Annotated in this window: 23 protein-coding genes; 14 read left to right on the top strand and 9 right to left on the bottom strand. The window is 73.2% G+C overall.

The genetic code is table 11. The features are described from left to right. Positions 1 to 33: 33 nt before the first annotated feature. A complete protein-coding gene (locus ABD331_RS07030) occupies positions 34 to 1,656 on the top strand; it encodes a CocE/NonD family hydrolase (protein ID WP_344471758.1) in 1,623 nt (540 codons plus the stop codon). Positions 1,657 to 2,377: 721 nt separating this feature from the next. After that, entirely contained in the window at positions 2,378 to 2,713 is a 336-nt protein-coding gene (locus tag ABD331_RS07025; RefSeq protein ID WP_344471756.1) for a hypothetical protein, read from the top strand. Positions 2,714 to 2,849: 136 nt separating this feature from the next. On the opposite strand, the gene ABD331_RS07020 is transcribed toward ABD331_RS07025, so the two are convergent. Beyond that, positions 2,850 to 3,662, bottom strand: a complete 813-nt coding sequence (locus ABD331_RS07020; RefSeq protein ID WP_344471754.1) for an alpha/beta hydrolase — start codon at positions 3,660 to 3,662, stop codon at positions 2,850 to 2,852. Between the two features lie 108 nt (positions 3,663 to 3,770). On the opposite strand from ABD331_RS07020, the gene ABD331_RS07015 reads away from it, so the two are divergent. From ABD331_RS07015 to ABD331_RS60895, 3 genes are read left to right on the top strand one after another with little or no spacing between them, the layout of a single operon-like run. Next, complete coding sequence (locus ABD331_RS07015) at positions 3,771 to 4,415, top strand: methylated-DNA--[protein]-cysteine S-methyltransferase (protein WP_344471752.1); 645 nt, start codon at positions 3,771 to 3,773, stop codon at positions 4,413 to 4,415. Further along, positions 4,412 to 5,146 (top strand): 2OG-Fe(II) oxygenase, encoded by a 735-nt coding sequence (locus ABD331_RS07010; RefSeq protein ID WP_344471750.1) that lies wholly within the window; start codon positions 4,412 to 4,414, stop codon positions 5,144 to 5,146. Before ABD331_RS07015 ends, ABD331_RS07010 begins: the two co-directional genes overlap by 4 nt. Continuing rightward, positions 5,143 to 5,553 (top strand): Ada metal-binding domain-containing protein, encoded by a 411-nt coding sequence (locus tag ABD331_RS60895; RefSeq protein WP_425565957.1) that lies wholly within the window; start codon positions 5,143 to 5,145, stop codon positions 5,551 to 5,553. Before ABD331_RS07010 ends, ABD331_RS60895 begins: the two co-directional genes overlap by 4 nt. Here the strand turns inward: ABD331_RS60895 and ABD331_RS07005 are convergent. The 3 genes from ABD331_RS07005 to ABD331_RS06995 form a co-directional block, all read right to left on the bottom strand. Beyond that, positions 5,444 to 6,691, bottom strand: a complete 1,248-nt coding sequence (locus ABD331_RS07005) for a CU044_5270 family protein (protein ID WP_344471748.1) — start codon at positions 6,689 to 6,691, stop codon at positions 5,444 to 5,446. The genes ABD331_RS60895 and ABD331_RS07005 overlap by 110 nt on opposite strands. A 2-nt stretch (positions 6,692 to 6,693) precedes the next feature. Further along, positions 6,694 to 7,308 (bottom strand): RNA polymerase sigma factor, encoded by a 615-nt coding sequence (locus ABD331_RS07000; RefSeq protein ID WP_344471746.1) that lies wholly within the window; start codon positions 7,306 to 7,308, stop codon positions 6,694 to 6,696. An 80-nt stretch (positions 7,309 to 7,388) separates the two neighbouring features. Beyond that, on the bottom strand, positions 7,389 to 8,378 hold the full coding sequence (locus ABD331_RS06995; protein WP_344471744.1) for a LacI family DNA-binding transcriptional regulator: 990 nt from the start codon (positions 8,376 to 8,378) through the stop codon (positions 7,389 to 7,391). Between the two features lie 92 nt (positions 8,379 to 8,470). Between ABD331_RS06995 and add the strand changes: the two genes are divergently transcribed. Both add and ABD331_RS06985 read left to right on the top strand, forming a co-directional pair. Further along, positions 8,471 to 9,415, top strand: coding sequence for an adenosine deaminase (gene add / locus ABD331_RS06990; RefSeq protein ID WP_344471742.1), 945 nt, complete (start codon positions 8,471 to 8,473; stop codon positions 9,413 to 9,415). Positions 9,416 to 9,506: 91 nt separating this feature from the next. Continuing rightward, positions 9,507 to 10,145, top strand: a complete 639-nt coding sequence (locus tag ABD331_RS06985) for an alpha-ketoglutarate-dependent dioxygenase AlkB family protein (RefSeq protein WP_344471740.1) — start codon at positions 9,507 to 9,509, stop codon at positions 10,143 to 10,145. Here the strand turns inward: ABD331_RS06985 and ABD331_RS06980 are convergent. Next, positions 10,129 to 10,818, bottom strand: a complete 690-nt coding sequence (locus ABD331_RS06980; protein ID WP_344471737.1) for a helix-turn-helix domain-containing protein — start codon at positions 10,816 to 10,818, stop codon at positions 10,129 to 10,131. The genes ABD331_RS06985 and ABD331_RS06980 overlap by 17 nt on opposite strands. Positions 10,819 to 10,928: 110 nt before the next feature. Between ABD331_RS06980 and ABD331_RS06975 the strand changes: the two genes are divergently transcribed. After that, entirely contained in the window at positions 10,929 to 11,657 is a 729-nt protein-coding gene (locus ABD331_RS06975; protein ID WP_344471735.1) for an AAA family ATPase, read from the top strand. A 27-nt stretch (positions 11,658 to 11,684) separates the two neighbouring features. Next, complete coding sequence (locus tag ABD331_RS06970; protein WP_344471733.1) at positions 11,685 to 12,107, top strand: HIT family protein; 423 nt, start codon at positions 11,685 to 11,687, stop codon at positions 12,105 to 12,107. Here ABD331_RS06970 and ABD331_RS06965 read toward each other — a convergent pair. Together ABD331_RS06965 and ABD331_RS06960 are read right to left on the bottom strand one after the other, a co-directional pair. Beyond that, the gene (locus ABD331_RS06965; protein WP_344471731.1) at positions 12,079 to 13,125 is read right to left on the bottom strand and encodes an alpha/beta hydrolase; all 1,047 of its coding nucleotides are present in this window, start codon (positions 13,123 to 13,125) and stop codon (positions 12,079 to 12,081) included. The two genes, ABD331_RS06970 and ABD331_RS06965, sit on opposite strands and share 29 nt — an antisense overlap. A 21-nt stretch (positions 13,126 to 13,146) precedes the next feature. Next, positions 13,147 to 14,361, bottom strand: coding sequence for an amidohydrolase family protein (locus tag ABD331_RS06960; RefSeq protein WP_344471729.1), 1,215 nt, complete (start codon positions 14,359 to 14,361; stop codon positions 13,147 to 13,149). A gap of 94 nt (positions 14,362 to 14,455) precedes the next feature. Between ABD331_RS06960 and ABD331_RS06955 the strand changes: the two genes are divergently transcribed. After that, on the top strand, positions 14,456 to 14,998 hold the full coding sequence (locus tag ABD331_RS06955; protein ID WP_344471727.1) for an SRPBCC family protein: 543 nt from the start codon (positions 14,456 to 14,458) through the stop codon (positions 14,996 to 14,998). Here ABD331_RS06955 and ABD331_RS06950 read toward each other — a convergent pair. Continuing rightward, on the bottom strand, positions 14,965 to 18,651 hold the full coding sequence (locus ABD331_RS06950; RefSeq protein ID WP_344471725.1) for an AfsR/SARP family transcriptional regulator: 3,687 nt from the start codon (positions 18,649 to 18,651) through the stop codon (positions 14,965 to 14,967). The genes ABD331_RS06955 and ABD331_RS06950 overlap by 34 nt on opposite strands. Before the next feature lie 94 nt (positions 18,652 to 18,745). Here ABD331_RS06950 and ABD331_RS06945 point away from each other — a divergent pair, with 94 nt between their 5' ends. Beyond that, positions 18,746 to 19,621 (top strand): class I SAM-dependent methyltransferase, encoded by an 876-nt coding sequence (locus tag ABD331_RS06945; RefSeq protein WP_344471721.1) that lies wholly within the window; start codon positions 18,746 to 18,748, stop codon positions 19,619 to 19,621. A 199-nt stretch (positions 19,622 to 19,820) separates the two neighbouring features. On the opposite strand, the gene ABD331_RS06940 is transcribed toward ABD331_RS06945, so the two are convergent. Continuing rightward, positions 19,821 to 20,171 (bottom strand): nucleotide pyrophosphohydrolase, encoded by a 351-nt coding sequence (locus ABD331_RS06940; RefSeq protein WP_344471718.1) that lies wholly within the window; start codon positions 20,169 to 20,171, stop codon positions 19,821 to 19,823. A gap of 41 nt (positions 20,172 to 20,212) precedes the next feature. Between ABD331_RS06940 and ABD331_RS06935 the strand changes: the two genes are divergently transcribed. From ABD331_RS06935 to ABD331_RS06925, 3 genes are read left to right on the top strand one after another with little or no spacing between them, the layout of a single operon-like run. Further along, a complete protein-coding gene (locus ABD331_RS06935; RefSeq protein ID WP_344471715.1) occupies positions 20,213 to 20,653 on the top strand; it encodes a MarR family transcriptional regulator in 441 nt (146 codons plus the stop codon). 46 nt (positions 20,654 to 20,699) lie between these two features. Beyond that, a complete protein-coding gene (locus ABD331_RS06930) occupies positions 20,700 to 21,539 on the top strand; it encodes an alpha/beta fold hydrolase (protein ID WP_344471712.1) in 840 nt (279 codons plus the stop codon). A gap of 24 nt (positions 21,540 to 21,563) precedes the next feature. After that, complete coding sequence (locus ABD331_RS06925; RefSeq protein WP_344471711.1) at positions 21,564 to 23,189, top strand: serine/threonine-protein kinase; 1,626 nt, start codon at positions 21,564 to 21,566, stop codon at positions 23,187 to 23,189. Positions 23,190 to 23,323 lie beyond the last annotated feature (134 nt).

The raw sequence follows: 23,323 nt of genomic DNA, 5'->3' as shown, positions 1-23,323 counted from the left end.
TCTGGGGCAGGAGCGGAAGGATCTGCCATGGGGATGCTCAGCAGACTGTTCGATCAGCTTCTCGGCCTGCCGGAGGCCACCACTCCCGACATCGAGATCGCCCGCGACCTCCCCGTCCCGATGCCCGACGGGGTCGTGCTGCGTGCCGATCGTTACCGGCCGCGCGGGGAGGGGCCGCTGCCGGTGGTGCTGATGCGCACGCCGTACGGAAAGCACAAGCTGGACTCGAAGGGGACGGCCAGGATTCTGGCGCGGCGCGGCATGCAGGTGGTGGTGCAGGACGCCAGGGGGACGTTCGGCTCGGGCGGCCGGTTCTCGGCGTTCCACCAGGAGAAGGAGGACGGCCTGGCCACGGCCGCGTGGTTGCGGGAGCAGCCGTGGTGTGACGGGCGGCTGGCGACGGCTGGGGCGAGTTATGTCGGGTTCACGCAGTGGGCGATCGGGCCGTATCTGGATCCGCCGCTGGAGGCGATGTGTCTGGGGGTGACGGCCAGTGAGTTCGCCACGACGTTCTATCCGGGCGGGGTGTTCGCCCTGCACAACCTGCTGACCTGGGCGTCGCTGATCGGCACGCAGGAGGAGGCGCCGCTGGGCGGGCTGCTGCCGGATCCGCGCAAGGACCGGCGGGTGCGGCGGGCGATGGCGCACGTGCCGATCGGCAGGTCGGACGTGGCCGCGATCGGGAAGCAGGTGCCGTTCCTGCGGGAGGTCGCCGCGCACTCCGGGGTGGGCGACACCTTCTGGGCGGACACCGACAACAGCGCCGCCGCCGTCAAGATGACCACGCCGACCAGCATGGTCACCGGCTGGTGGGATCTGTTGCTGCCGGCGCAGCTACGCGACTACGCCGCGCTGCGCGAGGCCGGGAACCGCAGCCGGATCCTGATCGGCCCCTGGGGGCACGACCTCGGCGTGATGCGGGCGCTGATGGCCGAGCAGGTGTCGTGGCTGTCGGCGCACCTGCTCGGCGACACCGCCCAGCTCCAGCGCTCCCCCGTGCGGCTCTACCTGCAGCGGGCCGGCCGCTGGCTGGACTTCGACCGGTGGCCGCCGCCGCAGTCCGTCCCGACGGAGTTGCATCTGCTCCCGTACGGGAGGCTGGGGTGGAGCGCGCCCGGCGAGGGGGCGCCCGGCGTGTTCACCTACGATCCCGCGCACCCCACCCGCTCCGTGGGCGGGCCGCTCCTGGACATGCGCGAGTCGAAGCAGCGCGACAACCGCGCCGTCGAGGCCCGGTCCGACGTGCTCGTGCACACCGGCGCGCCGCTCCCCCGCGACCTCGACCTGATCGGCCCCGTCTCGGCCACCGTGTACGTGCGGACGGACACCGGGCACGCCGACCTGTTCGTGCGGCTGTGCGACGTGGACGAGACCGGCGTGTCGCGCAACGTCACGGACGGCATCCTGCGACTGCCCGCCGGGAGCGACGGCGTGGTCAAGGCCGAGGTGGAGCTGCATCCGACCGGGTATCGGTTCCTGCGCGGGCATCGGCTGCGGGTGCAGGTGGCGGGCGGGGCGTTTCCGCGGTTCGCGCGAAATCACGGGACCGGGGAGGCGGTTGAGGAGGCGGTGGGGACTCGGCCGACCCGGTTCGAGATCTTCCAGGACGCCGAGCGGCCGTCGGCGCTCACGTTGCCCGTTTTCGGGGGGTTGTAGGTGGGTGGGACGGCCGTTGGGTCCTGGCTGCGGGCGTTAGCGCAAACATCGCATGGCCCCGCGGCGGTGATGGTGCGGATCGTGGTGTGGTTCGCGGGGGCGCCCTGGTCGGCGGTCGGCATCGGGAAGAACCCGCGGATCCATTTGCCGCCGGTCTCGGTCAGCTCTCGGTAGTCGAGGGCGTCCAGGTTCTGATTGAAGTTGGCGCCTTAACCTCCCGGGGGCGAGGGCGGCTGTGGTTTCGGCGGTGGCCTGGGGTGACGCTAACGGTTGTAAGGCCACCGCCGCGGTCAGCGCGGTGAGGGATGGTCGCCGAAGCATGCCGGTCATGTTTGCGCTAACTCGATCTACGTGTCAACGGACGTGACGCGTAGTTGGAACCTTTCGCCCGTGGTGGAGGTATGGAGGGCGAGGAGGTTGTCTCATGCGGTTGGTGATTAGCGGAGTGGCGTCGGTGGCTGTGGCTGTGGCTGTGGTGGTCGAGGGGTGTGCCGGCGGAGCGCCGTCCACCGGCAGTGAGTCTGCCGCGAGCGGGGCGCCGTCCCCCGGCAGCGGGTCCGTTCCAAGCGGGGCGCCGTCCCCTGGCAGCGGGTCTGCCCCGAGCGAGGCGCCGTACCCCGACAGCAGGTCCATTTCGAGCGGGGCGCCGACGTCTGGGGACGTCCGTGCGAGTGCGAGTCCTGGTCCGACGGTCACCGGCGTCGGGTGCAACGGCACGCCGGTGTTGGAGGGCGGGCCGCTGCCCGAGGTGCGGGGGACGGCGCGGTACGCCGAGTTGTGGGGGCTGCTGTTCGTGGACGCGACGCCGCTCAAGGCGGGCAAGGAGGTCAAGATCGTGTGGCGGATGACCGGCGAAGGGCCACTGCGCGTCCGCGCCTCCCTTCCCGACGGGACGACCGCCGAGCAGAAGTGGGGCCCCGAGGAACACTCGGGATCCACGTGGCGACGTCCCGGGCAGGAGTGGGGCACCGGGTTCGTGTTTCCGAAGGCGGGCTGCTGGAAGGTCGAGCTGTCGCGTGATCGAGGGTCGGGGCAGGTCTGGCTGCCCGTCCGCTGACATCCGCCCTCCGTGCCGCAGCGCACCACGCAGGGGACGGATCGGACACCACGCCCGCCGCGAACACAAGACGGCTACCGCCACCTCGCGGTAGACGACGAATCAGGACGGCTACCACTACCTCGCGGTGGACGGGTCAGGCTCGCGGCAGGGCGCGATCGATGAAAGACGTCACGTCGTCGAGCACCTCGTCCTTGTTGACCTCGTTGAACACCTCATGCCTGGCCCCCGCGTAGATCCGCTCCGTCAGGTCGCTGCCCCTGACCGCCGCGATGCCCGCCCGGCTGGCGGGCAGCGGCACGAGCTGGTCGTCGTCGCCGTGCACCCACAGGGTGGGCAGCGGCCCGAACGTGCCGCCCTTGGCGATCGTGTCCAGGGTCGTCGCGAACGCCTCCAGCGTCGCCCGCTTGAACGGCCCGTGCCACACCAGCGGGTCGGCGGCGTACGCGGCGCCCACCGACGGGTCGCGGGAGAGCGTGGCCGGGTCGATCGGCACGTCCGGCGGCTCCTCGAACGCCAGCAGCGTGCGCACCGCCTCCCACTCCCCGATCACCGGCCCCGACAGGACGAGCGCGGCCAGGCCGGAGCCGTACCGCTGGGCGTAGCGGGCCCCGATCATGCCGCCCATCGAGTGGCCGATCAGCACGACGGGCACGCCGGGGTGCTCCTTCCTGGCGTGCTCCTCGACGGCGTGCACGTCGGTGACCACGTCCTCGAAGTCCTCGACGAGCACCCTGTCGCCTTCCGACTTGCCGTGCCCCATGTGGTCCAGGCCGTAGACGGCGGCGCCGTGATGGACGAGCCGGTCGGCCACGTACTCGTAGCGGCCGATGTGCTCGCCGTACCCGTGGACCAGGATCGCGAGGTACCGCGGGCGCTCATGGGGCCATTCGCGGACCGTGTTGCCGCCCCTCGTGCCGGTGAAGGTGTGCTCGCGCGACTCCGCCATGCCTCACTCCTCGCTCGCAGATCAAGGTGAGCGTACGTCAGGGGAGGCGGCTGCCGCGACGTCCGAAAACCGCCGACCTTCGGGGGTGGGTGTGGTGTTGAAGAGAGTATGGACATCTACACGACGATCGACAGCCCGCTGGGCGAGATCCTGCTCGTGGGGGACGGCACGGCGCTGACCCGCGTGTCGTTCGACGCGGCCTCGTCCGACGCGACCACGTTCGGCGCGGCTTCGGGACGGGCGGGGCAGGTGCGCGAACCGCGCGCGGTCGCGGAGGCGGGGCGGGAGCGGGGGCTGGTCGCGGAGGCGGGTCGGCGGACCGACCTGATCGCGGAGGCGGAGCGGGAGCGTGCGCTGGTTTCGGAGGCGGGTCGGCGGAACGAGTCGGGCGTGTTCGTGGAGGCGGAGCGGCAGTTCGGGGAGTACTTCGCGGGTGAGCGCACCCGGTTCGACCTGCCGCTCGCCCCGCGTGGCACCGCGTTCCAGGAGCGGGTGTGGGCGGAGCTGGCGCGGCTTCCGTACGGGACCACGACCAGCTACGGCGCACTGACCGCACGCGTCGGCGCGCCCCCGGACCGGATCCGCGCCGTCGCGGCGGCCGTCGGCGCGAACCCACTGCTTGTGCTCCTGCCGTGCCACCGCGTCATCGCCGCCGACGGCGCCCTGACTGGGTACGCGGGCGGTCTCGAACGCAAGCACGCGCTGCTCACGTTGGAAGGCGTGCTGCAGCCCCAACTCTGGAGCACGCTGTGAACACTGGTGGGAACGAACTGCTGACCGAGGGTTCGGCGCGGTTGGCGGGGGCTCGGTGGGAGGAGTTGGCGGCCGAGATGGACGCCCACGGGTGTGCGCTGACGCCGCAGCTCCTCACCTCCGGGGAGTGTGCAGAGATCTCCGCTCTGTACGACGACGCCGGCTTCTTCCGAGCCACCATCGACATGGAACGCCACCGCTTCGGCGCCGGTCAGTACCGCTACTTCACCCACCCGATCCCACCCCTGGTGCAGGAGCTCCGGGCGGCGTTCTACCCGAGGCTCCTGCCGATCGCCAGGGACTGGGCGGCGAGGCTGGGGCAGCCCGCGCCCTGGCCGGATGATTTCGCCGAATGGCTGGACATGTGCCACCGCGCCGGACAGACCCGCCCGACCCCCATCCTCCTGCGCTACCGGCAGAACGACTGGAACGCCCTCCACCGCGACCTTTACGGAGACCTGGTGTTCCCGCTGCAGGTGGTGATCGGGCTGGACCGGCCGGGTGAGGACTACACCGGCGGCGAGTTCCTGCTGGTGGAGCAGCGGCCCCGGGCGCAGTCGCGGGGCACGGTGACGATGTTGCCGCAGGGGCACGGGCTGATCTTCACCACGCGCGACCGTCCCGTGCGGTCGTCGCGTGGCTGGTCGGCGTCGCCGGTGCGGCACGGGGTGAGCACCGTACGGTCTGGGCTGCGGCACACGCTCGGGCTCGTCCTGCACGACGCGAAGTGAGCCCGGCGAGGGGCGCGACGCGGGTGGTCGTGGCGTTCACGCTGGTCGGCGCTGATGGGCGGACGTATGCGAGTCCGGTGCCCGGCACACTGGGCGGGCACCGGAAGGCCCGGCTGTATGGGCGGCTCGACTGTCCCTCGGCGCTGCGGGCCATCGCGCGCGGGGGTTATGTCCGGGAGCGGGTGTTCTTCGCCGACGCGCGGACGGCGGTCGCGGCGGGGTACCGGCCGTGTGCCGTGTGCTTGCCGGAGGAGTACCGGCTGTGGCGGGACGCCGGGCTAGCGAACCTCCCGGCCGCTAGTTCGGGACGCCGGGCTGGTGGTCGGTCCAGCCGGAGTCCACGATTGACCAGTAGTCCAGCACCCTGCCGGGAACCTGCCACTCCTCGCTGTCCGGCCCCGGTGTGAGCTGGACGTCGCGGCTGCCCAGCAACTCGCCGGTCCGCTGGTCGAAGAGCACCTGGAACTGGATGCTGCCGCGGCCGTCCGCGCTCTCGAACGGGGCCGCGAGGGCGACGGCGCTCCGCCCGAGCGGGTCGGTGGCGGCGCCCAGGCTTTGTACGCCGGGATAGTCGGTGATCAGGCGCATGAGACCGGCGCGGACCCGGGGCGGCACGGGCGTGTCCGAGAGGACCGAGAAGACCCGGAGGAGCACGCTCTTGGCGTCCACGCAGCGTTTCGTGGCACCGGCGCGGCCGTCGGCGAGCTTCACATGGCCCTCGCACAGGAGCGTGCGCAGGTTTTCCGGGTCGGTGGGCAGGTCCTGGAGTTCCTGGTAGGTGAATTGGCCGACTCCGGCGACGTTGAACGTGCCGCCGCCGTGGGCGTCCGGGTCATCCTCCTGCCAGGGGCCGGGCTTGGACTCGACCGCCCGGGTGAGGCCCGACGAGCGGATCCGCCAACGGGACGGGGAGCCCGCCGCGCGCCAGGCGTCGGCGTCGGCGCGGGTCTGGGGCTTGCCGGGGAAGTCGCGGCCGTAGAAGGAGGTGCCGTCGCCGCGGCTGCGTCCGGTCCATCTGAAGTACTCGGCGCGTTCCTCCACGACGTAGCCGCCCGTCTCGCCGAGTGCGCGGGCCGCGAAGGCCGTGCGCTGGTGGGTGTACCAGTAGCGGGCCTGCGGCTGGCGCTCCGCCTGGGTGGCGGCGGCCAGCATCATGCCTCGGGGGGACGAGGTGTCCTGGCCGGTCGTCACGCCTGGGAGCGGCTGTGTGGGGTCGCCGCCGGGAGGCGTCTGGATGAGGGGGCCGCCGCCGGGGAGTGTCAGGCCGGGGAGCAGCCGGGTGAGGTCGCCGTCGGGGGCGAGGGTCAGGCCCACCGCCATCAGCGCGGCCGTGGCGGCGGCGATCAGGCCGAGCGGCATGCGCCACGCACGCCGCCGCCGCCACACCGGCAGGGGGTTGTCCCGGTCCCGCATCCGACCGTGCTCCCGGTCCCGCTTCAGGCGGTCGTCCTGGGTCAGCATCCGGCGGCGGGCGGACGCCGCGGCGGACGCGGACGGCGGGGCGGGGTCGTCGTACACGCTACGGACGAGATCCAGTTCGTTCATCGTCAGACCTCTTCCTCATCGAGCAGGGGATTCGTGCCGCCCAGCGCCTTGCGCAGCTTCTTGCGGGCCCGGTTGAGCCGCGAGGACACCGTCCCGAACGGCACGTCCAAGGCCTGCGCCACCTCGTCGTAGCTCAGCCCCGCGAGCGCCACCAGCAGCAGGACGTCCCGCTGGGCGGCCGGGAGGGCGGCGATGGCTCCGGCGAGCGTCCTGGTGACGCGCTGCGCGCTCACCTTGGCCGCCACCTCCTCCTCATGGCCTTGGGACGGCTCCGCTCGCGGGTGCAGTTTGTCCACGGCGCGTAAGAGGCGCACCTCGTCGCGGCGGTGCCGGCTGATGACGTTGGTCGCGATGCCGTAGAGCCAGGGCCTGGCGCTGCTGTGGCTCAGGTCGTAGCGGCGGCGCCGGCTGAAGGCCAGGGCGAACGTCTCGGCGCAGACGTCGTCGGCGGCGTGCGGGCCGAGCCGGCGGGAGGCGTAGCCGTGGATCTCGGTGTAGTGCGCGTCGAAGACCGCGCCGAAACACTCGGGCTCGTCCCAGGACCGCTCGATCGCCGCGGCGTCGTCCGGCGACGGCGCCGTGGTGCCGGGAGGAGCGGTCAGGTATGGCTCGTTCATGCGGGGCCTCTGGGTCGGCGGACGTCGGTCACCTGTTGTTGTCCGCAGACCGCCATCGCCTTCCCCGGAGAAGGCCCGCGCTACGTCTCACACCCGCAACTACGCCGGACGATCAGCGGCGCGTGCGGGGCGGTCACCGGACCCGTCGGGTCGAAGAGCAGGTCGACAGCCTGCCGTGCCATCGACTCCAGCGGCTGCCCGGTGACGGTCAGCGACGGCGCGGTGTGGGCGCTGTCCGGGGTCCCGTCCAGGCTGACGACCGCCACCCCGTCAGGAACGGGCAGGCCGGCGGCGCTGGCCCCCGACAGCACGCCGATCGCCTGTTCGTCGGTGGCGGCGATCAGCGCGCGCGGCACGGCGTCCGTGGCGGCCAGGCGGCGGATCAGCGCGTCCGCTTCGGCCCGGGAGTAGCCGGAGCGCAGCAGTGTGCCGCCGGCGCCGGCGGCGGCCTGCCAGCTCTCGCGCCTGCGGCCGACGGGGCCGAGGTCGTGGGGGCCGGCGAGGAAGGCGACGTCGTGGTGTCCGTGGGCGCGCAGGTGGGCGACGGCCTCCTCGACGGCGTGCTCGTTGTCGGCGGCGACCACGGGCGTCTGTCCCGAGGCCGGGCCGTTGTGCAGGTACACGGCGGGCACCCCGGCGGCGCGGGCCATGGCCGCCGTGTCGTCGCCCGCGTCGGCGGAGGTGATGAGCAGGCCGTCCACCTGGGCGGCGAGGAAGCGTTCGACGAGTTGCCGCTGCCGTTCGGCGCAGTAGCCGGCGTTGCCCATGAGCATGAGCCGGCCGTGGCCCGCGAGCCCCTGCTCGACGTACCGGGCCAGCGCGCCGAAGTACGGGTTGAGCGCGTCCGCCAGGACCAGCCCCACGACGCCGGTGACTCGCGAGCGCAGCGCGCGGGCGATGCGGTTGGGACGGTAGCCGAGCTCGGCCGCGGCGGCCAGCACGCGCTCGCGGGTCGCGGCGGCCACGGGACGCGGGCCGTCGTTGATGACGTAGCTGACCACCGCGGTGGAGGTGCCGGCTCTGCGGGCCACGTCGGCGAGGGTGACCGGCCTGCTGGCGGAAGTGCTCATGGGTTTACATTCTCGCATCTAAACGATTAGATAAGGCACCGCACGTTCTAATCGATTAGACGGGCGGGTGATCCGTCCGGAGAAGGGCCATCATGACCACCGGTCGCCACGACCTGCACTGCCACCTCGACGGCTCCGTCCGTCCGGACACCATCGCCGACCTGGCCCGCGAGCAGGGCGTCACCCTCGACCGTCCCGTCGCCGACCTCGTCGTCGCGCCGCCCCACTGCGGCAGCCTGGCCCGCTACCTCACCTACCTCGACCTGCCCTTGCAGGTGCTGCAGACGCCCGAGGCACTGCGCCGGGCCGCGCGCGAGCTGGTCGAGGACTGGCACGCCGACGGCGTCGTCCACGGCGAGGCGCGGTTCGCGCCGCAGCTCCACGGCCGCCAGGGCATGACGCTGGACGAGGCGGTCACCGCGGTCGCCGACGGGCTCGCGGACGGGCGGGCGGCGACCGGCGTGCGCACCGCGCTGCTGCTGTGCTGCCTGCGCCACCAGAGCCCCGAGGAGAGCCTGGCCGTCGCCGAGACCGCGGTCCGCCGCCGCGACGTGGTCAGCGGGCTCGACCTGGCCGGCGACGAACGGGCCTACCCCGGCACGCCCCACCGCCCCGCCTTCGACCTCGCGCACCGGGCCGGGCTGCCGTGCACCGTCCACGCGGGCGAGGCCGCCGGGGCCTCCAGCGTGTGGGAGGCCCTCGACGTGCTCGGCGCCCGCCGCATCGGGCACGGCGCGCGCAGCGCCGAGGACCCCGCCCTGCTCGAACGGCTCCGCCGCGACCGGATCACCCTGGAGATGTGCCCGATCAGCAACGTGCAGACCGGGGCGGCGCCGAGTCTGGCCGCCCATCCCGCCACCCGGCTGCTGGCGTCCGGGCTGGCGGTCACGATCGGCACCGACGCGCGTACGACGTCCGCGACGACGCTGGAGCGGGAGTTCGCCGCGCTGCGGGTGGCGTCCGGGTGGACGGTGGCGCAGGAGCGCGCGGTGCAGGAGAACGCCGCCGCCGGCGCGTTCGGGGTGCACATGTCCTGAAAGGCGACAGGGCGTAGGTTCGCAGGAGTGTGCGGCGACCGGCCGTGACCTTGCGGAGGAGGAGACGAGTGCGCGCGACCCAGGAGCCCTCATGATCCCCCTGCCGATGAGGGAGATCACCCCCGGCGCGGTCCACGTCCCCGGCTGGCTGACGCTCGACGAGCAACGCCGCCTGGTCGAGGCGTGCCGCGGGTGGGCGAGGGGCCCGGTGCCGATCCGGCACACCGTGCTGCCGAGCGGCGGCGTCATGTCGGTGCAGACCGTGTGCCTGGGCTGGCACTGGCAGCCGTACAAGTACACGCGCGTCGCCCACGACGTGAACGGCCGCCAGGTGGCGGACCTCCCGGAGTGGCTGGCCGACCTGGGCCGCCGCGCCGTGGCCCGCGCGTACGGGCGCGAGCTGGAGTACGACCCCGACACCGCGCTGATCAACTTCTACGACGGCCAGGCCAAGATGGGCATGCACCAGGACAAGGACGAGCGGTCCGACGCCCCGGTGGTGTCGCTGAGCGTCGGCGACGCCTGCCTGTTCCGCTTCGGCAACACTGAGACGCGCGGGCGTCCGTACACCGACGTGCGGCTCGACTCGGGCGACCTGTTCGTGTTCGGCGGGCCGTCCCGCTTCGCCTACCACGGCGTGCCGAAGGTCTACCCGGGCACCGGCGATCCCGCCACCGGGCTGGCCTCCGGCCGCCTGAATTTGACGCTGCGGGTCACCGGCCTGCGGTGACGTACCCGAACTGGTCGTCGGAGAGTGTACGGCGCAGCGTGCGCAGCACCTTGGCGGCGTCGTCCTCCGGGCCTTCCACGTAGAACGGCTTGCCGTCGCGGCCGAACGTGATGGCCGACTCCTCCTCCCACTTGCCGAGCAGGTCGGAGCCGAGCGAGAACAGGTCGTTCGGCTCGAAGCCGAGCGTGCGCGCGTGGTCGATCGAGCCGAACACGAGGTGCCTGGCCAGCTCGATCGGCGCCTCCTGCCAGCCGGGGTACTCGCCGAAGAAGTACTCGCGGAAGCGCGCCAGGTCGCGGTCGTCGAGCACGTCAGGGCCGATGACGCTCTTGACGCCCATGCAGTAGACGTCGGCCAGGTACCCGCACACCGACAGCCGGTCCCAGGTGTGCCGCCGGGCGACGAGCACGCACACCATGCCGCCCACGCCGGAATCGGGGGCCTCGTCCACCCACCCGCGCGCCGGGTCGAGGCCGAGCCCCTCGCTCCAGCCCACGTTCGTCCAGCAGCCGACGACCTCGGCCTCGGCCGGGGCCGCGGTCTCGGCGGTCTCCGCGGCGATGGCGCGGACGAGCGGCGCCACGACCGACGGGGAGACCTTGAGCGCGCGGGCGATCTCCTTGGGGGACTTGCCCTGCAGGCGCAGCTCGCGTACCTGCTCTTTCAGATCCATTGCGGCAGCCTAGCGTCCTGGGCGGGCGGGGCGTGGCAGGGCCGCCGCACGCGGCGCGTACCTGATTAGGCTGAGCCGGACACCTTATCCGCAAGCGTGAGGATCCCGACGTGCTGCTGCAGCGGCTCCGCGTTCCCCGCCTGCCGTCCGACTGGTCCGCCGGGCTCCCCGCCGTCCGCCACCTTCACACGCACGGGCTGAGCTTCGACCGCCAGGTCACGTTTCTGGTGGGTCAGAACGGGTCGGGCAAGTCCACCCTGGTGGAGGCCATCGCGGACGTGTGCGGCATCAACGCGGAAGGCGGCAAGGCGGGCACCAGGTACGCGTCCACGGGAGAGCCGTCGCCGCTCGGAGCGGCCCTCGACGCCGAGCTGACCGTGACGGGCCTCGGCCTGCTGCGCGGCCCCCGCCGCCGCAGGCGGGGCTTCTTCTTCCGCGCGGAGACCCTCTTCAACCTGGGGCAGCGGGTGTCCGGCCTGCCCGGGTACTGGGCGGGCAACCTCGCGGAGCAGTCCCACGGCGAGGGGTTCTTCACGGTGCTCGACCGGATGCTGGCAGGGCCGGGCCTCTACCTGCTGGACGAGCCGGAAGCGGCCCTGTCGTTCCAGTCGTGCCTGCGCCTGGTCGGCCTCCTGCACCAGGTCGCGCGCGAGGGCGGGCAGATCATCTGCGCCACCCACTCGCCGATCCTGTCCGCCCTGCCCGGCGCCCAGATCGTGGAGCTGGGCGAGGACGGCATCAGGAGCACCGAGTGGGACGAGCTTGAGGTGGTCGACCACTGGCGGCGTTTCCTCGCCAAGCCGGACTTCTACCTGCGCCACGTCCTGGACAGCGACTGACCGGCGGGGCGGTGCGACCATCGTGGGATGAGCGACTGCGTCTTCTGCGACATCGCGGCCGGTCGATCGCCGTCCTACCGGGTCCTGGCCGACGAGCACACCGTGGCGTTCCTGGACCGCAGGCCCGCCGCCCCCGGGCACACCCTGGTGGTGCCGCGGGTCCACGCGCGTGACGTGTGGGAGATCTCCGAGGCGTCGCACGGCGAGGTCGCCGGCATGGTGCACCGGGTCGCCGCGCTGCTCAGGACGGCTCTCGCCCCCGACGGCGTGAACGTGCGGCACAACAGCGGCGCGGTCGCGGGGCAGGACGTCTTCCACTACCACGTGCACGTGGTGCCGCGCTGGCACGACGACGGGCTGCGGGCGGCGTGGAGCTCGGCGCGGGCCTCGGCCCGGGAGCTGGAGCAGGTCCTGGAGCTGATCACCGGAGGTCACCGGGGTCCTGCGTGAGACGGTGGGACAGCCACGCCAGGGCGAGCGGATAGCGATACTCGATGCCTCCGTGCCCCGCCTCGAACAGCTCGAAGTGCACCCGCTCCCCCGGCACCCCCGCCTCCTCCAGCGCCCGCTGGAAGGCGACGGCCGCGAAGTCGAGGTAGTACTCGTCCTTGCTCCCCGCGTCCACCCAGACGGCCCGCATCGAGCGCAGCGCCTCGGCGTGACGCGGCTCGCGGGCCATGACGACCGGGTCGAGGGTGAGCCACCGCTCCCACACCTCGGGCACGACCGCGCCGGTGTCGTCGAACGGCATGCGGACGGCGCCGTCCGCGGAGTAGGCGGCCGCGTAGGCGTACATCTCCAGCAGTTCGAGGTCGCCGTCCTTGGTGCCGGCCAGCCGGCCGCGGAAGTCGGCGAGGAACTTGTCGTACGAGCCGTCGTACATGTCGCGCAGCCTGCGCGCGAGCACAGGAAAGCGCGGCCGGTTGCACACCTCGAACAGGGCGTCGCCCGCGTGGGTGGCCAGCGCGCCGAACACGTCGGGCGCGAGCATCGCGGTCACCATCGCCCCGTAGCCGCCGCTGGACTTGCCGGTGACCGCGCGGTGGTCGCGGTCGGCGACAGTGCGGTAGCGGGCGTCCACGAAGGGGACGATCTCGTCACGCAGGTACGAGTGGTAGCGGCCGGTGGCGGGCGAGTCGAGGTACTGGCTGCCGCCGAGGGAGGTCCACGCGTCCACGTACACGACGATGGCGGGCGGCGCGTCGCCGGCCGCGAACATCGCGTCGGCCAGCTCCGGGTACGGCTGGCGGAACGGCGCCCGGTTGAACCACATGCCGACGTGCCCGGTGTAGCCGAGCAGCACGTACAGGGCCGGGTAGCGGCGCTCGGGCGCGTCGTCGTACCCCGGCGGCACATACACGACCAGCGGCCGTTCGTGCGGGTCGCCCAGCGGGTTGTCGCGCAGCAGGTCGCTCTCGACGACGTGGTGGTCGAGGCGGCCGGCCAGTTCGGCGGACCAGGGCAGCATCAGGTCTCCTCTCGGGAACGTTCAACCGACGGACGCGGTCACGGTGTCCACGCCCGCCTGCCCGACCGATCGGCCCGAAACCAGGACGAGCGCGAGGTTGCGCAGGTCGGAGATGCGTTCGAGCGGGTCGCCTGCGACCGCGATGAGGTCGGCCCGCTTGCCCGGATCCAGGCTGCCCGCGACCTCGCCCACCCCGCACGCGTCGGCCGCCAGCACCGTGGCCAGCTCGATGATCTCCGCGTTGCGGTAGCCCACCGACGCGAACGTCTCCAGGCCCCCGACGTACCCATCGGTGCGGTTGGCGATGTCCCCCACGGCGAACCCGGCGTCGGTGCCCGCGATCACCCGGATGCCCGCGTCGCGCATCGCGGCGATGCCGGCCAGCCAGGCGTCGAGCATCGCCTGCCCGTGCACCTCGGCGATCCGCTGGACGACGCCGTGCGCGGTGGGGCACACGTACGTGCCGCTGGACGCGACCAGGTCGGCCAGCTTGCCGTCGTACTGGTGGCCCGACGGCGTGAAGAACGAGCAGTGCTCGATGGTGGTGACGCCCGCCTCGACGCAGCCGCGGATGGAGGCGTGCGCGTGGGCGTGCGCCGCCACGTGCTTGCCGCGCGTGGCGGCCTCCTCGACGACCACGCGGAGCTGCTCCGTGCTGTACTGCGGCACCCAGCTCGGCGGCGCGCCCGGCGTCATCAGGCCGCCCGAGGCCATCACCTTCAGGCAGTCGGCGCCGGCCCGCAGGTTCTCGCGGGCCACGCGGCGGATGGCGGGCTCGTCGTCGGCCTCGCCGCCCATGTACCAGCAGTGGCCGCCGGTGATCGTGATGGGCCGGGTGGCTGCCACGAGGTGCGGGCCGACGGCCAGGCCCTCCTCGATCGCGTCGCGCAACGCCACGTCGAGGAAGCCGCGCCCGCCCAGGTCGCGGGCGGTGGTGACGCCGGCGGAGACGAGCTTGCGGGCGTTCTCGGCCATCCGCAGCAGCAGGTGGTGCTCGCTCTCCGGGCTGCGCCCGGTCACCGGATCGACCTTGTCGTCGAACCCCAGGTGCACGTGGGCGTCCACCAGGCCGGGCAGCACCGTGTGGCCCGGCAGGTCGAGAACCTCGCCCGCCTCCCCCGCGCTGCCACGCGGCCCCACCGAGACGATCTTCGTTCCGTCGATGAGGACCTCGCCGTCCGCGATCACTTCTCCTGGACGCCCGGTGAGCACCTGCGCGGCGCGGATGATCCTCATGGGTCCCAGCCTGCCACCGCCTAAAGGTCGCGAGAAGGGGATCGTAAGCCCGTCCGGTCACCGTGGAGTCATCGACACCAAGGAGGGCAGCACGATGACCCAGACCGCCGAGTACGAACTCACCCGCCTCTTCGACGCGCCGCGCGAGCACGTGTGGGCGGCGTGGACCGAGCCCGAGCGGTTCTCCCGCTGGTTCGGGCCGGCGACGCTGGCCACGCCGGTGGGACGGATCACGCTGGACGCCTGGCCCGGCGGGGTGTGGCGGGCCACTTTGGTGGGTGAGGAGGGGTTCGAGGTGACGCTGGAGGGGGCGTACCGGGAGGTGGTGGCGCCGGAGCGGCTGGTGTTCACGACCGGCGACCCCGATCAGCCGGGCGACGGGCCCGCCTCTATCGTGACGGTCGTCCTCGCCGACGTGGGTGGCGGGACCGAGATGCTTTTCCACCAGTACGGGGTGAACACCGACGAGGAGCACGCCGAGGGGGCCAGGGCGGGGTGGATCGAGTTCTTCGACCGCCTGGCCGCCCATCTGAACGATCAGAGCAGCTCCGATGCCGTTCTGGGGCACGATCAGAGCAGCTTCGATGCCGTTCTGGAGCACGATCAGAGCAGGCCCTGGGCGTCGTCCAGCTTGTAGGTGCCGCCCCGGGCGAACGCCGCCGCGAACGCCTGCTCGCCGAGCGCCTCGCGCGTCCGCACGGTGGCCCGCTCGATGTCCTCCAGCTCGGCCGCGTTCGGCGGAAGCTGGTAGCTCTCCCTGGTGGCCGCCGCCAGCCCCAGCAGCAGGGCCGACTTCTCGGTGGGCCCTGCCGCCGCGGCGGCGCCCTCCACCGCGCCGACCGTCGTCCTGGGGTCGCCGATCCGCCAGCCGAACGCCATGGCCTCCGCGTGCAGCGCCATCGCCCCGGCCAGGTCGCCGCGCAGCTCCGTGAGCCAGCCCAACTCGATCAGGGTGTCGGGCAGGTGCAGCGCGGGATCGCCGTCAGGGTCGCGGGACAGCGGTTCGAGCAGGTGCAGCAGGTGCCGCTCGGCCAGTTCGAGCCGGCCCGACCTGCGGGCGGCGTAGGCCACGCCCATCTCCGCCATGGTCGAGCCCTTGCTGTAGCCCTGCGCCTCGGACTGCTTCAGCGCGCTCCCGCACAGCTCGATGGCCCGGTCGAACTGCGCGTTCTCCAGCGCCACCCAGCCCAGCCAGGCGGTGTGCGTGGCCACCTCGGGCCACAGCCCCAGGTCCTCGGCCATCCGCAGCCCCTCGCCGAACAGCCGGTTCGCCTGGTCGGCGTCGCGCCGCATCTGCGCCAGCGAGGCCAGCCACTCGGTGGCGCGCAGCAGGCCCCACTTGTCGCCCAGTTCGGTGAACAGGCGGGCGCTCTCCCCCGCGATCCGCTCGATGGCCTCCTGGTCGCGCAGGGTGAACGCGTCCATGGCCTGCCGGGTGAGCGCGGTGGCGATGCCCCATCGGTCGCCATTCTCCCTGAACGTGGCCAGCGCCAGCTCCGTCTGCTCCTGCCCGGCCGGCATGTCGTCCACCTGCAGCCCGACGAAGAGCCTGGCCCTGGCGCGCTCCCCCTCGTCCTCGATCGCGTCCAGGACGGGCCGCCAGTCGGGCTGCTCGCCCAGGCACAGAGCGAACCCCACCTCCCACGCCGCCGCCCTGGCCCGCACCGCGTCCTCACCGCCCCCCGCTCTGGCCCGCGCGGGGTCGTCGGCACGGCCCTCCACGGCCGCCGGACCGTAGGCGCGGCCGCCAACGGCGGGCGCCGGATCGTCGCCGCGACCTGCTCTGGCCCGCGCCGCGTCCTCGCCACGCCCCGTCCTGGCCTGCTCGGGGTCGTCAGCACGGCCCTCCACAGCCGCCGGATCGTAGGCACGACCGCCAACGGCGGGCGCCGGATCGTAGGCGCGGCTGCCGGCGGCGGGCGTCGGGTCGTCGGCGTGGGGTGGGACGGCCAGTGCCTGGGCCATCGCCCGGCGGCCCTCGGCCAGCCTGCCGCGCAGGAACCAGTACCAGGCGAGCGCGTTCACCAGCCGGGCCGCGCCGCGCGCGTCGCCGCGGGCCGCCGCCGTGTCGAGGGCCGCCCGCATGTTGGCGGCCTCCGCGTCCAGGCGCAGCAGCCAGTCACGCTGCTCAGGGCCGTACAAGCCCGGCTCGGCTCGTAAGGCCAGGTCGAGGTAGTGGTTCAGGTGCGCGTGACGTACGGCGTCCAGCTCGCCCGCGTCGGACACCCTGGCGCGGCAGTACTCCGACACCGACTCCAGCAGCCGGTACCTGACCCCGGCCGGGGCGTCCACGACCACCACCAGCGAACGGTCCACCAGCCGGGCCAGCAAGTCCAGCACGTCCAGGGTCTCGGCGTTGCCGCAGACGGACTCGGCGGCCTCCAGCGTGCAGCCGTCCACGTGCACGGCCAGGCGGCGCAGGACGACGCGCTCCTCGTCCGACAGCAGGTCCCAGCTCCAGTCGATCACGGCGGTGAGCGTCTGCTGGCGGGCCGGCGCGCCCCGCTGCCCCGAGGCCAGCAGCCGGAACCTGTCGTCCAGCCTGGCCACCACGCCCTGTACGCCCAGCGCCCGCACCCTGGTCGCGGCCAGCTCCAGCGCCAGCGGGATGCCGTCCAGCCGCCTGCAGAGCTGCGCGACGGCCTGCGCGTTGCCCGCCTCCAGCCGGAAGCCCCGAGCTGAGGCGGCGGCCCTGGTCACGAAGAGCCGCACGGCGTCGGAGCGGGCCATGACGGCCAGGTCGGCGCCGGTGGGGACGTCCAGCGGCGGGACGCTCCACAGCACCTCGCCCGCCACGGCCAGCGGCTCGCGGCTCGTCGCCAGGATCCGCAGGCCGGGACAGGCCCGCAGGAGCACCTCTGCCAGCTCGGCGACCTGCTCCACCACGTGCTCGCAGTTGTCCAGGACGAGCAGCATGCGTCGCGCGCGCAACACGGCCGCCAGCCTCGCCGCCAGCCCGGCATCAGCACCATCGGCCCAGCCTGACGCGCCCGGCCCGCCAGCGCGCCCGGGCGCGACGCCCGGCCCACCACTGCTCCCGGGCGCGACACTCGACCCACCACTGCTCCCGGGCATGACGCTCGGCCCGCCAGTGCTCCCGGGCGCGACCGTACCCGCGGCGCGTTCGGGCCTGGCCTGGCCGCCGCCGCCGCTCCAATCGGCGGCCCCAGCCTGACCCCCGCCACCGTTCACACCAGCTCCAGCCCCAGCCCCGGCCCCGGCGGCCGTTCCGGAGGCGGTGTCGTCTGGGGCCGTCGGGACGCCGGTCTCTTCCCTGATGTCCAGCGCCGCCATCACGGCCTCCGCCGGTGACCGGGGCCCTTGGTCGAGCGCGACCAGCCAAGCCCCGTCCGCGAACGTGTCGAGCAGCCGGTTGGCCGCCTCCAGCGCCAGCCGGGTCTTGCCGACACCCCCGCTACCGGTCAGCGTGACCAGCCGCTCCTCCTCGACCAGCCCGCACACCTCGCCCAACGCCTCGTCCCGGCCGATCAGCTTGCTGACGGCGGCGGGCAGGTTGGTGACGGGCCGGTCGGCGGGCACGCTCAGCGCCGGGTCCTGCCCGAGGATCGCCTGATGCAGCGCGACCAGGTCGGGCCCCGGGTCGAGGCCCAGCTCGTCGGCCAGCCGCTCCCGCAGCTCGCCGAAGCTGGCGAGCGCCTCGCTCTGGCGCCCGGCCCGGTAGAGGGCCCGCATGTGGACGGCGCGCAGCCGCTCCCTGAGCGGGTGGCGGTTGACCAGGTCGCCCAGCTCGCCCACGAGCAGCCCGTGCTCGCCCAGCTCAAGCCGCGCCTCGGCGTGCTGCTCCAGCGCCGAAAGCCGCTGCTCCTCCAGGCGGTGGATGGCCGACCTCGTGTACTCCTCGTCGGCGAAGTCCGCGTACGCGGGGCCGCGCCACAGCGCCAGCGCGTCGGCCAGCAGCCCGGCCTTGGTCCTGGGGCTGTCCGTGGCTTCGGCCCTGGCCAGCAGGCCGGCGAAGCGCACGGCGTCCACGGCGCCGTCGTCGGCGCGCAGCAGGTAGCCGGGGGCGCGGGAGACGACGAGGTTCTTGCCGCCCGGCTCGGCGTCCTCGAACGCCTTGCGCAACTGGGAGACGCGCACCTGCAGCGCGCCCGCCGGGTTCGCCGGCGGCTCCTCGCCCCACAGGTCGTCGACCAGCCGGTCGACCGACACCGGATGGCCCTCGTGGACGAGCAGGTCCACGAGGAGCGCCCGGACCTTGAGGCCGGGGACCGTGACGGTCTCCCCGGCGTCCGTCCAGACGGCCAGTGGGCCAAGCACCCCGAATCGCATGCCCGTCACCCTACGAGAAGCCTCCGACAAACGTCAGGGTGCGCTCTTCGATATTCGATGGCCCGCGCGCCCCGGGCGTCGTTAGCGTGGCCGGGTGACCTACGAGCACCCGCTGGCGTACGTGCTCGGCCTGGAGGGCATCGCCCTGATGCGGTCCTACAACGGCGAGCACGACCGCGCGTTCGTCGAGGCGCGGCTGGCCGAGATCCGCAAGTTCCTGGACGACGACTCCCTGGCCGGCGCCGCCGTCGAGGTCGCCCGCGTGGACACCGTGGCGGGCTACCGAATCTGGTCGCGCACCTACGACGGCCCGAACACGGCGTTCGACCTCGACGAGCCTTTCATCAGGGAGATCGTCGGCGCCCTGCCCGCCGGTGACGCGCTGGACGCGGCGTGCGGCACCGGCCGGCTCGCCGCCTACCTGGCCGGTCGCGGTCACCGGGTGCACGGCGTGGACAGCTCGCCCGACATGCTGGAGCGGGCGCGTTCGCGGGTGCCGCAGGCGGAGTTCCGGCTGGGCGAGCTGTCCGCGCTGCCGCTGGCGGACGCGTCCGTGGATCTGGTGGTCTGCTCGCTGGCGTTGACGCACGTGCGGGTGCTGGGGCCTGTGCTGGCCGAGTTCGCGCGGGTGGTGCGGCCGGGTGGGCACGTGGTGACCGCCGACATCCATCCGGAGGGGGTCGCGCGGGGTGTGGTGCCGTCCGTACGGCTGCCGGACGGGCGTCCTGGCCGGGTGGCCACGTACCGGCATCTGGTCGGCGATTACGTACGGGCGGCGCTGGCGGCGGGGTTGCTGGTGCGGCGGTGCGAGGAGCCGCTGCATCCGGAGGGCGAGCCGGGCGAGCGGGCCGAGGTGCTGGAGCGGTGGGACTTGTGGCCGTGGGCCCTGTGCGACCTCGCGCCCGAGGCGGCACACGCGGCGGTCGCCGGACGGCCGTCGATGCTGTTCTGGCACTTCCAGCGCGGCTGACTCGCCGCCGTGCGGCCTGCGCGGGGCATTCAGCGCGGCCGGCTCGACGCCGCGCGCCCTGCGGACGGCACTCTCAACGCGGCCAGCTCGACGGTGCGCCCGGCGGACTGGCACGCCCGTGCGGCCTGCGGATGGCGCGCCCGTGCGGCCTGCGGATGGCGCGACCGTGCGGCCTGCGGATGGCGCGCCCATGCGCGCGTCAGGACGGTGGGGCCTTTCTCGCGGAGCCGCGGTAGGCGTCGGCGTCGTAGCGGCGGTCGTTGGCGTCGAGCTTGACCCGCGCCGCCTCCAGCAGGTCCACCCCCAGCACGTCCGCCAGCCGCACGAGGTACAGGGTCACGTCACCCAGCTCGGTCCGCATCCGGGCGAGCGTCTCGGGATCGGGCGCGCGCGACTCCTCGGCGGTGAGCCACTGGAACTCCGCCACCAGCTCCCCGACCTCACCCGCCAGCGCCATCGCCAGGTTCTTCGGAGTGTGGAACTGCTCCCACTCCCTGACCCGCGCGAACTCGCGCAGCCGTTCGGCAAGGCATTCCAGCTCCGTCGTCACGCCACCCGACCCTATCGAGCCGCGCGGGTATGTTGCGTAGCGTGAATGGGGTTGAGCTGTTCCTGCTGGGCCGGGCGTTGATGAAGATCGGCGAGGAGGCGATGCCGTCCGAGGGGATCGGGGAGCATTCGACGAGTGCCCGGACCGTCCTGATCGTCGTGAGCGACCTGCGCGCCCATCCGGAGACGACGGTGGGCGAGATCGCCGGCCGGACGGGGCTGCCGCAGAGCGCCGTGTCCGCCGCCATCGGACGGCTGCGCACCGTGGGAGCGGTGATCGCCGAGACCGATCCCAGGGACCGCCGCCGCACGATCATCCGGGAGGCGCCCGAGGTGTCGGAGCGGGTGACGCGCGTGCGGGACACCCCGATCGACGCCGCGCTGGCCGCCGCACTGGGCACGGACGATCCTCAGCGCGTACGGGAGACGGTGGCCGCCCTGGAGGAGCTGGCCGATCGGCTCATCCCGCAGCTCCGCCAATAATCCATCAAATTTGATACATCAGAAATGATAAATTAGAGTTGTCGGCATGACGATGTTGCGTGTGCACGACGCCGACCTCCACTACCAGACCCGCGGCACGGGGCCGTACCTGCTGATCTCCCAGAGCGGCGAGGGGGACGCCGACCGCAGCGTCGACCTGGTGGACCACCTCGCCGACGCGCACACCGTGATCACCTACGACCGGCGCGGCCTCAGCCGGAGCACCGGGACGGCGGCGAGCGTCCGGCAGCACGCCGACGACGCGCACCGCCTGCTGGCCCACCTCACCGACCAGCCCGTGATCATGCTGGGGCTGAGCCTGGGCGCCTCGATCGGGCTGCACCTGGCCATGCGCCACCCCGAACAGCTCAGCCTGCTCATCGCCCACGAGCCCGTCTCGCCCTGGCTCCTGCCCGCCGCCGAACGCGACCGGCACCGGGCGGAGCTGGCCGAGATCCGCGACCTCTACCTCGAAGCCGGCCTGGAGCCCGCCATCAAGGAGGTGGCCCGCGTCCTCGGCATCACCGGCGGCCCTGCTGGTGGCGGGGCTGGTGGCGGTGCTGGTAGCGGTGCCGAGCCCGGTTTGACGCCGCAGCCCATGACCGCCCAGCGCCAGGCCAACTTCGACCACTTCATCCGCCACGACTTCACCGCCGTCATCGACGACGACCTCGACCTGACCGGCTGCCGCACCCGCATCCTGCCCGCCGCCGGCCTCACCACCCCGCCCGCCGTCTTCGACCGCCGCTGCGCCGACGAACTGGCCGCCCTCCTGGGCACCGAGGTCGCGATGCTCCCCGGCGGCCACAACGGCAACCTCACCCACCCCCGCGCGTACGCCGCCCGCCTGCGCGATCTTCTCCCCGAACTCCTGCCTGCCCCCTGACCGCACACGTGTACGCTTCCGCGCGTGTCGGAATTATCGGTCCCGGGTTACGAGATCAAGGGCGTGCTGGGCCAGGGCGGCTTCGGCGTGGTCTACCTCGCCCTGCAGTCGGCCGTCGGCCGTGAGGTGGCGCTCAAGGTCGACAACCGGGTGCTGCTGTCCGAACGCGACCAGCGCCGCTTCCTCCGCGAGGTCACGGCGGCCGGCGCGCTGTCCGGCCACCCGCACGTGGTGCCCGTCTACGACGCGGGCGTGCTGCCGGACGGGCGCCCGTACATGGTGCTGGAGCTGTGCCCGGGCGGCTCGCTGGCGGGGCGCCGGCTTTCCCCCGCCGACGCCAGGGACGTCGGCGCGCGCATCGCCGACGCGCTCGCCGCCGCCCACGCGCAGGGCGTGCTGCACCGGGACGTGAAACCGGCCAACATCCTGCTCAACCGGTACGGCCAGGTGGCCCTCTCGGACTTCGGCCTGGCCACCATGCCCGCCTCCGGCCCCGACGCCTCGGTCACCCGCGAGTCGCTCACCCCGTCCTACGCCCCGCCGGAGGCGTTCGAGCTGGCCGAGCCGTCGCCCGCCGGGGACGTGTACGCGCTCGCCGCCACCGTCTACGCGCTGCTGTCGGGCCGCCCGCCCCGCTTCCCGGAGAGCGGCGTCCCCAACCTGGCGATGATCCTCGCCCTCCACCGCCTCCCCGTCCCGGACATCCCGGGCGTCCCGCCGGAGCTGACAGCCGTCCTGCGCCGCGCCCTGGCCACCGACCCCCGGCTCCGCACCCCGAACGCGGCGCTCCTCCGCGACGAACTGGCCGCCGTCCCGCTCCCCCCGCCCACCCCCTCAGACCGCCGCCCCTCCGCCTACCCGGGACCCGCCTCTTCCGGACCCCACGCCCCCATTCCACCCGCCTCTTCCGGACCCCACGCCCCCATCCCGCCCGCCTCTTCCGGACGCCACTCGGCACCCTTCACCCCACCCCTCGCGGGCCCGCCCCCCGCAGGCCCGCCCCAGCAGCCCACCAACCCCCCGCAAGAACAGCCCACCCGGCCCCCGGCCGCACCCCACGGCATCAACAAGGTCCTGGTGGCGATCATCGCCGCCCTGTCGCTGGTGATCGTGGCCGGCGCGGGCGTGTTCGTCTACACCCAGGTCATCCAGCAGCCTCCCGAGGGCGAGCAGGACCCCGCCGCCCTGACCACCGCCACCACCACGCCCCCGAAGAAGAAGCCCAGCGTCTTCACCGGCCTGGACACCTACACCGACAACTGCCCCGCCGCGAAGATCAGAGGCGCGGGCGCGGCGTGCGTGCGGGAGGCGGAGTGCTGGGGCGGCCTGGTCATCATCGTCGGCGACACCAAGGCCAGGCGGCTGGGCTGCGAGGAGTCCCACTCGTGGGAGACGTTCGCGGTGGCGCCCATCCCGAAGGACGCGGAGACGTACGTCCAGCAGGACCTCGCCAGGCACCCGACCGTGAAGAAGGTCTGCAGCCGCACGGTCCTGCTGGCCAGCAGGACCGGCACGGCCCGCACCCTCACCGCGGGGTGGGAGGCGGACGTGATGCCGCCGTCGCAGTCCCAGTTCGAGGACGGGGTGCGGTTCTACCGCTGCATCGCCAGCCGGACGGGCGTGGACTCACGCAAGTCCTACTTCCACTGAGCAGGCGGCCGGGGTGCAAACCCTGCCTCCGCGATTTTGGCGGCCCCATCCCTACTCCTCCACGGGATGGGGCCGGTACCCGGCGGACTGTGTAACGCCGGGTAGTCTCGATCGGCCTCCCTCAGGCCACGCCC

The sequence above is a fragment of the Nonomuraea monospora genome (genome assembly GCF_039531895.1).
GTDB lineage: Bacteria > Actinomycetota > Actinomycetes > Streptosporangiales > Streptosporangiaceae > Nonomuraea > Nonomuraea monospora.
The sequence above is the reverse complement of the archived record's forward strand: the minus strand, read 5'-3'. Positions and strand labels throughout refer to the sequence as shown.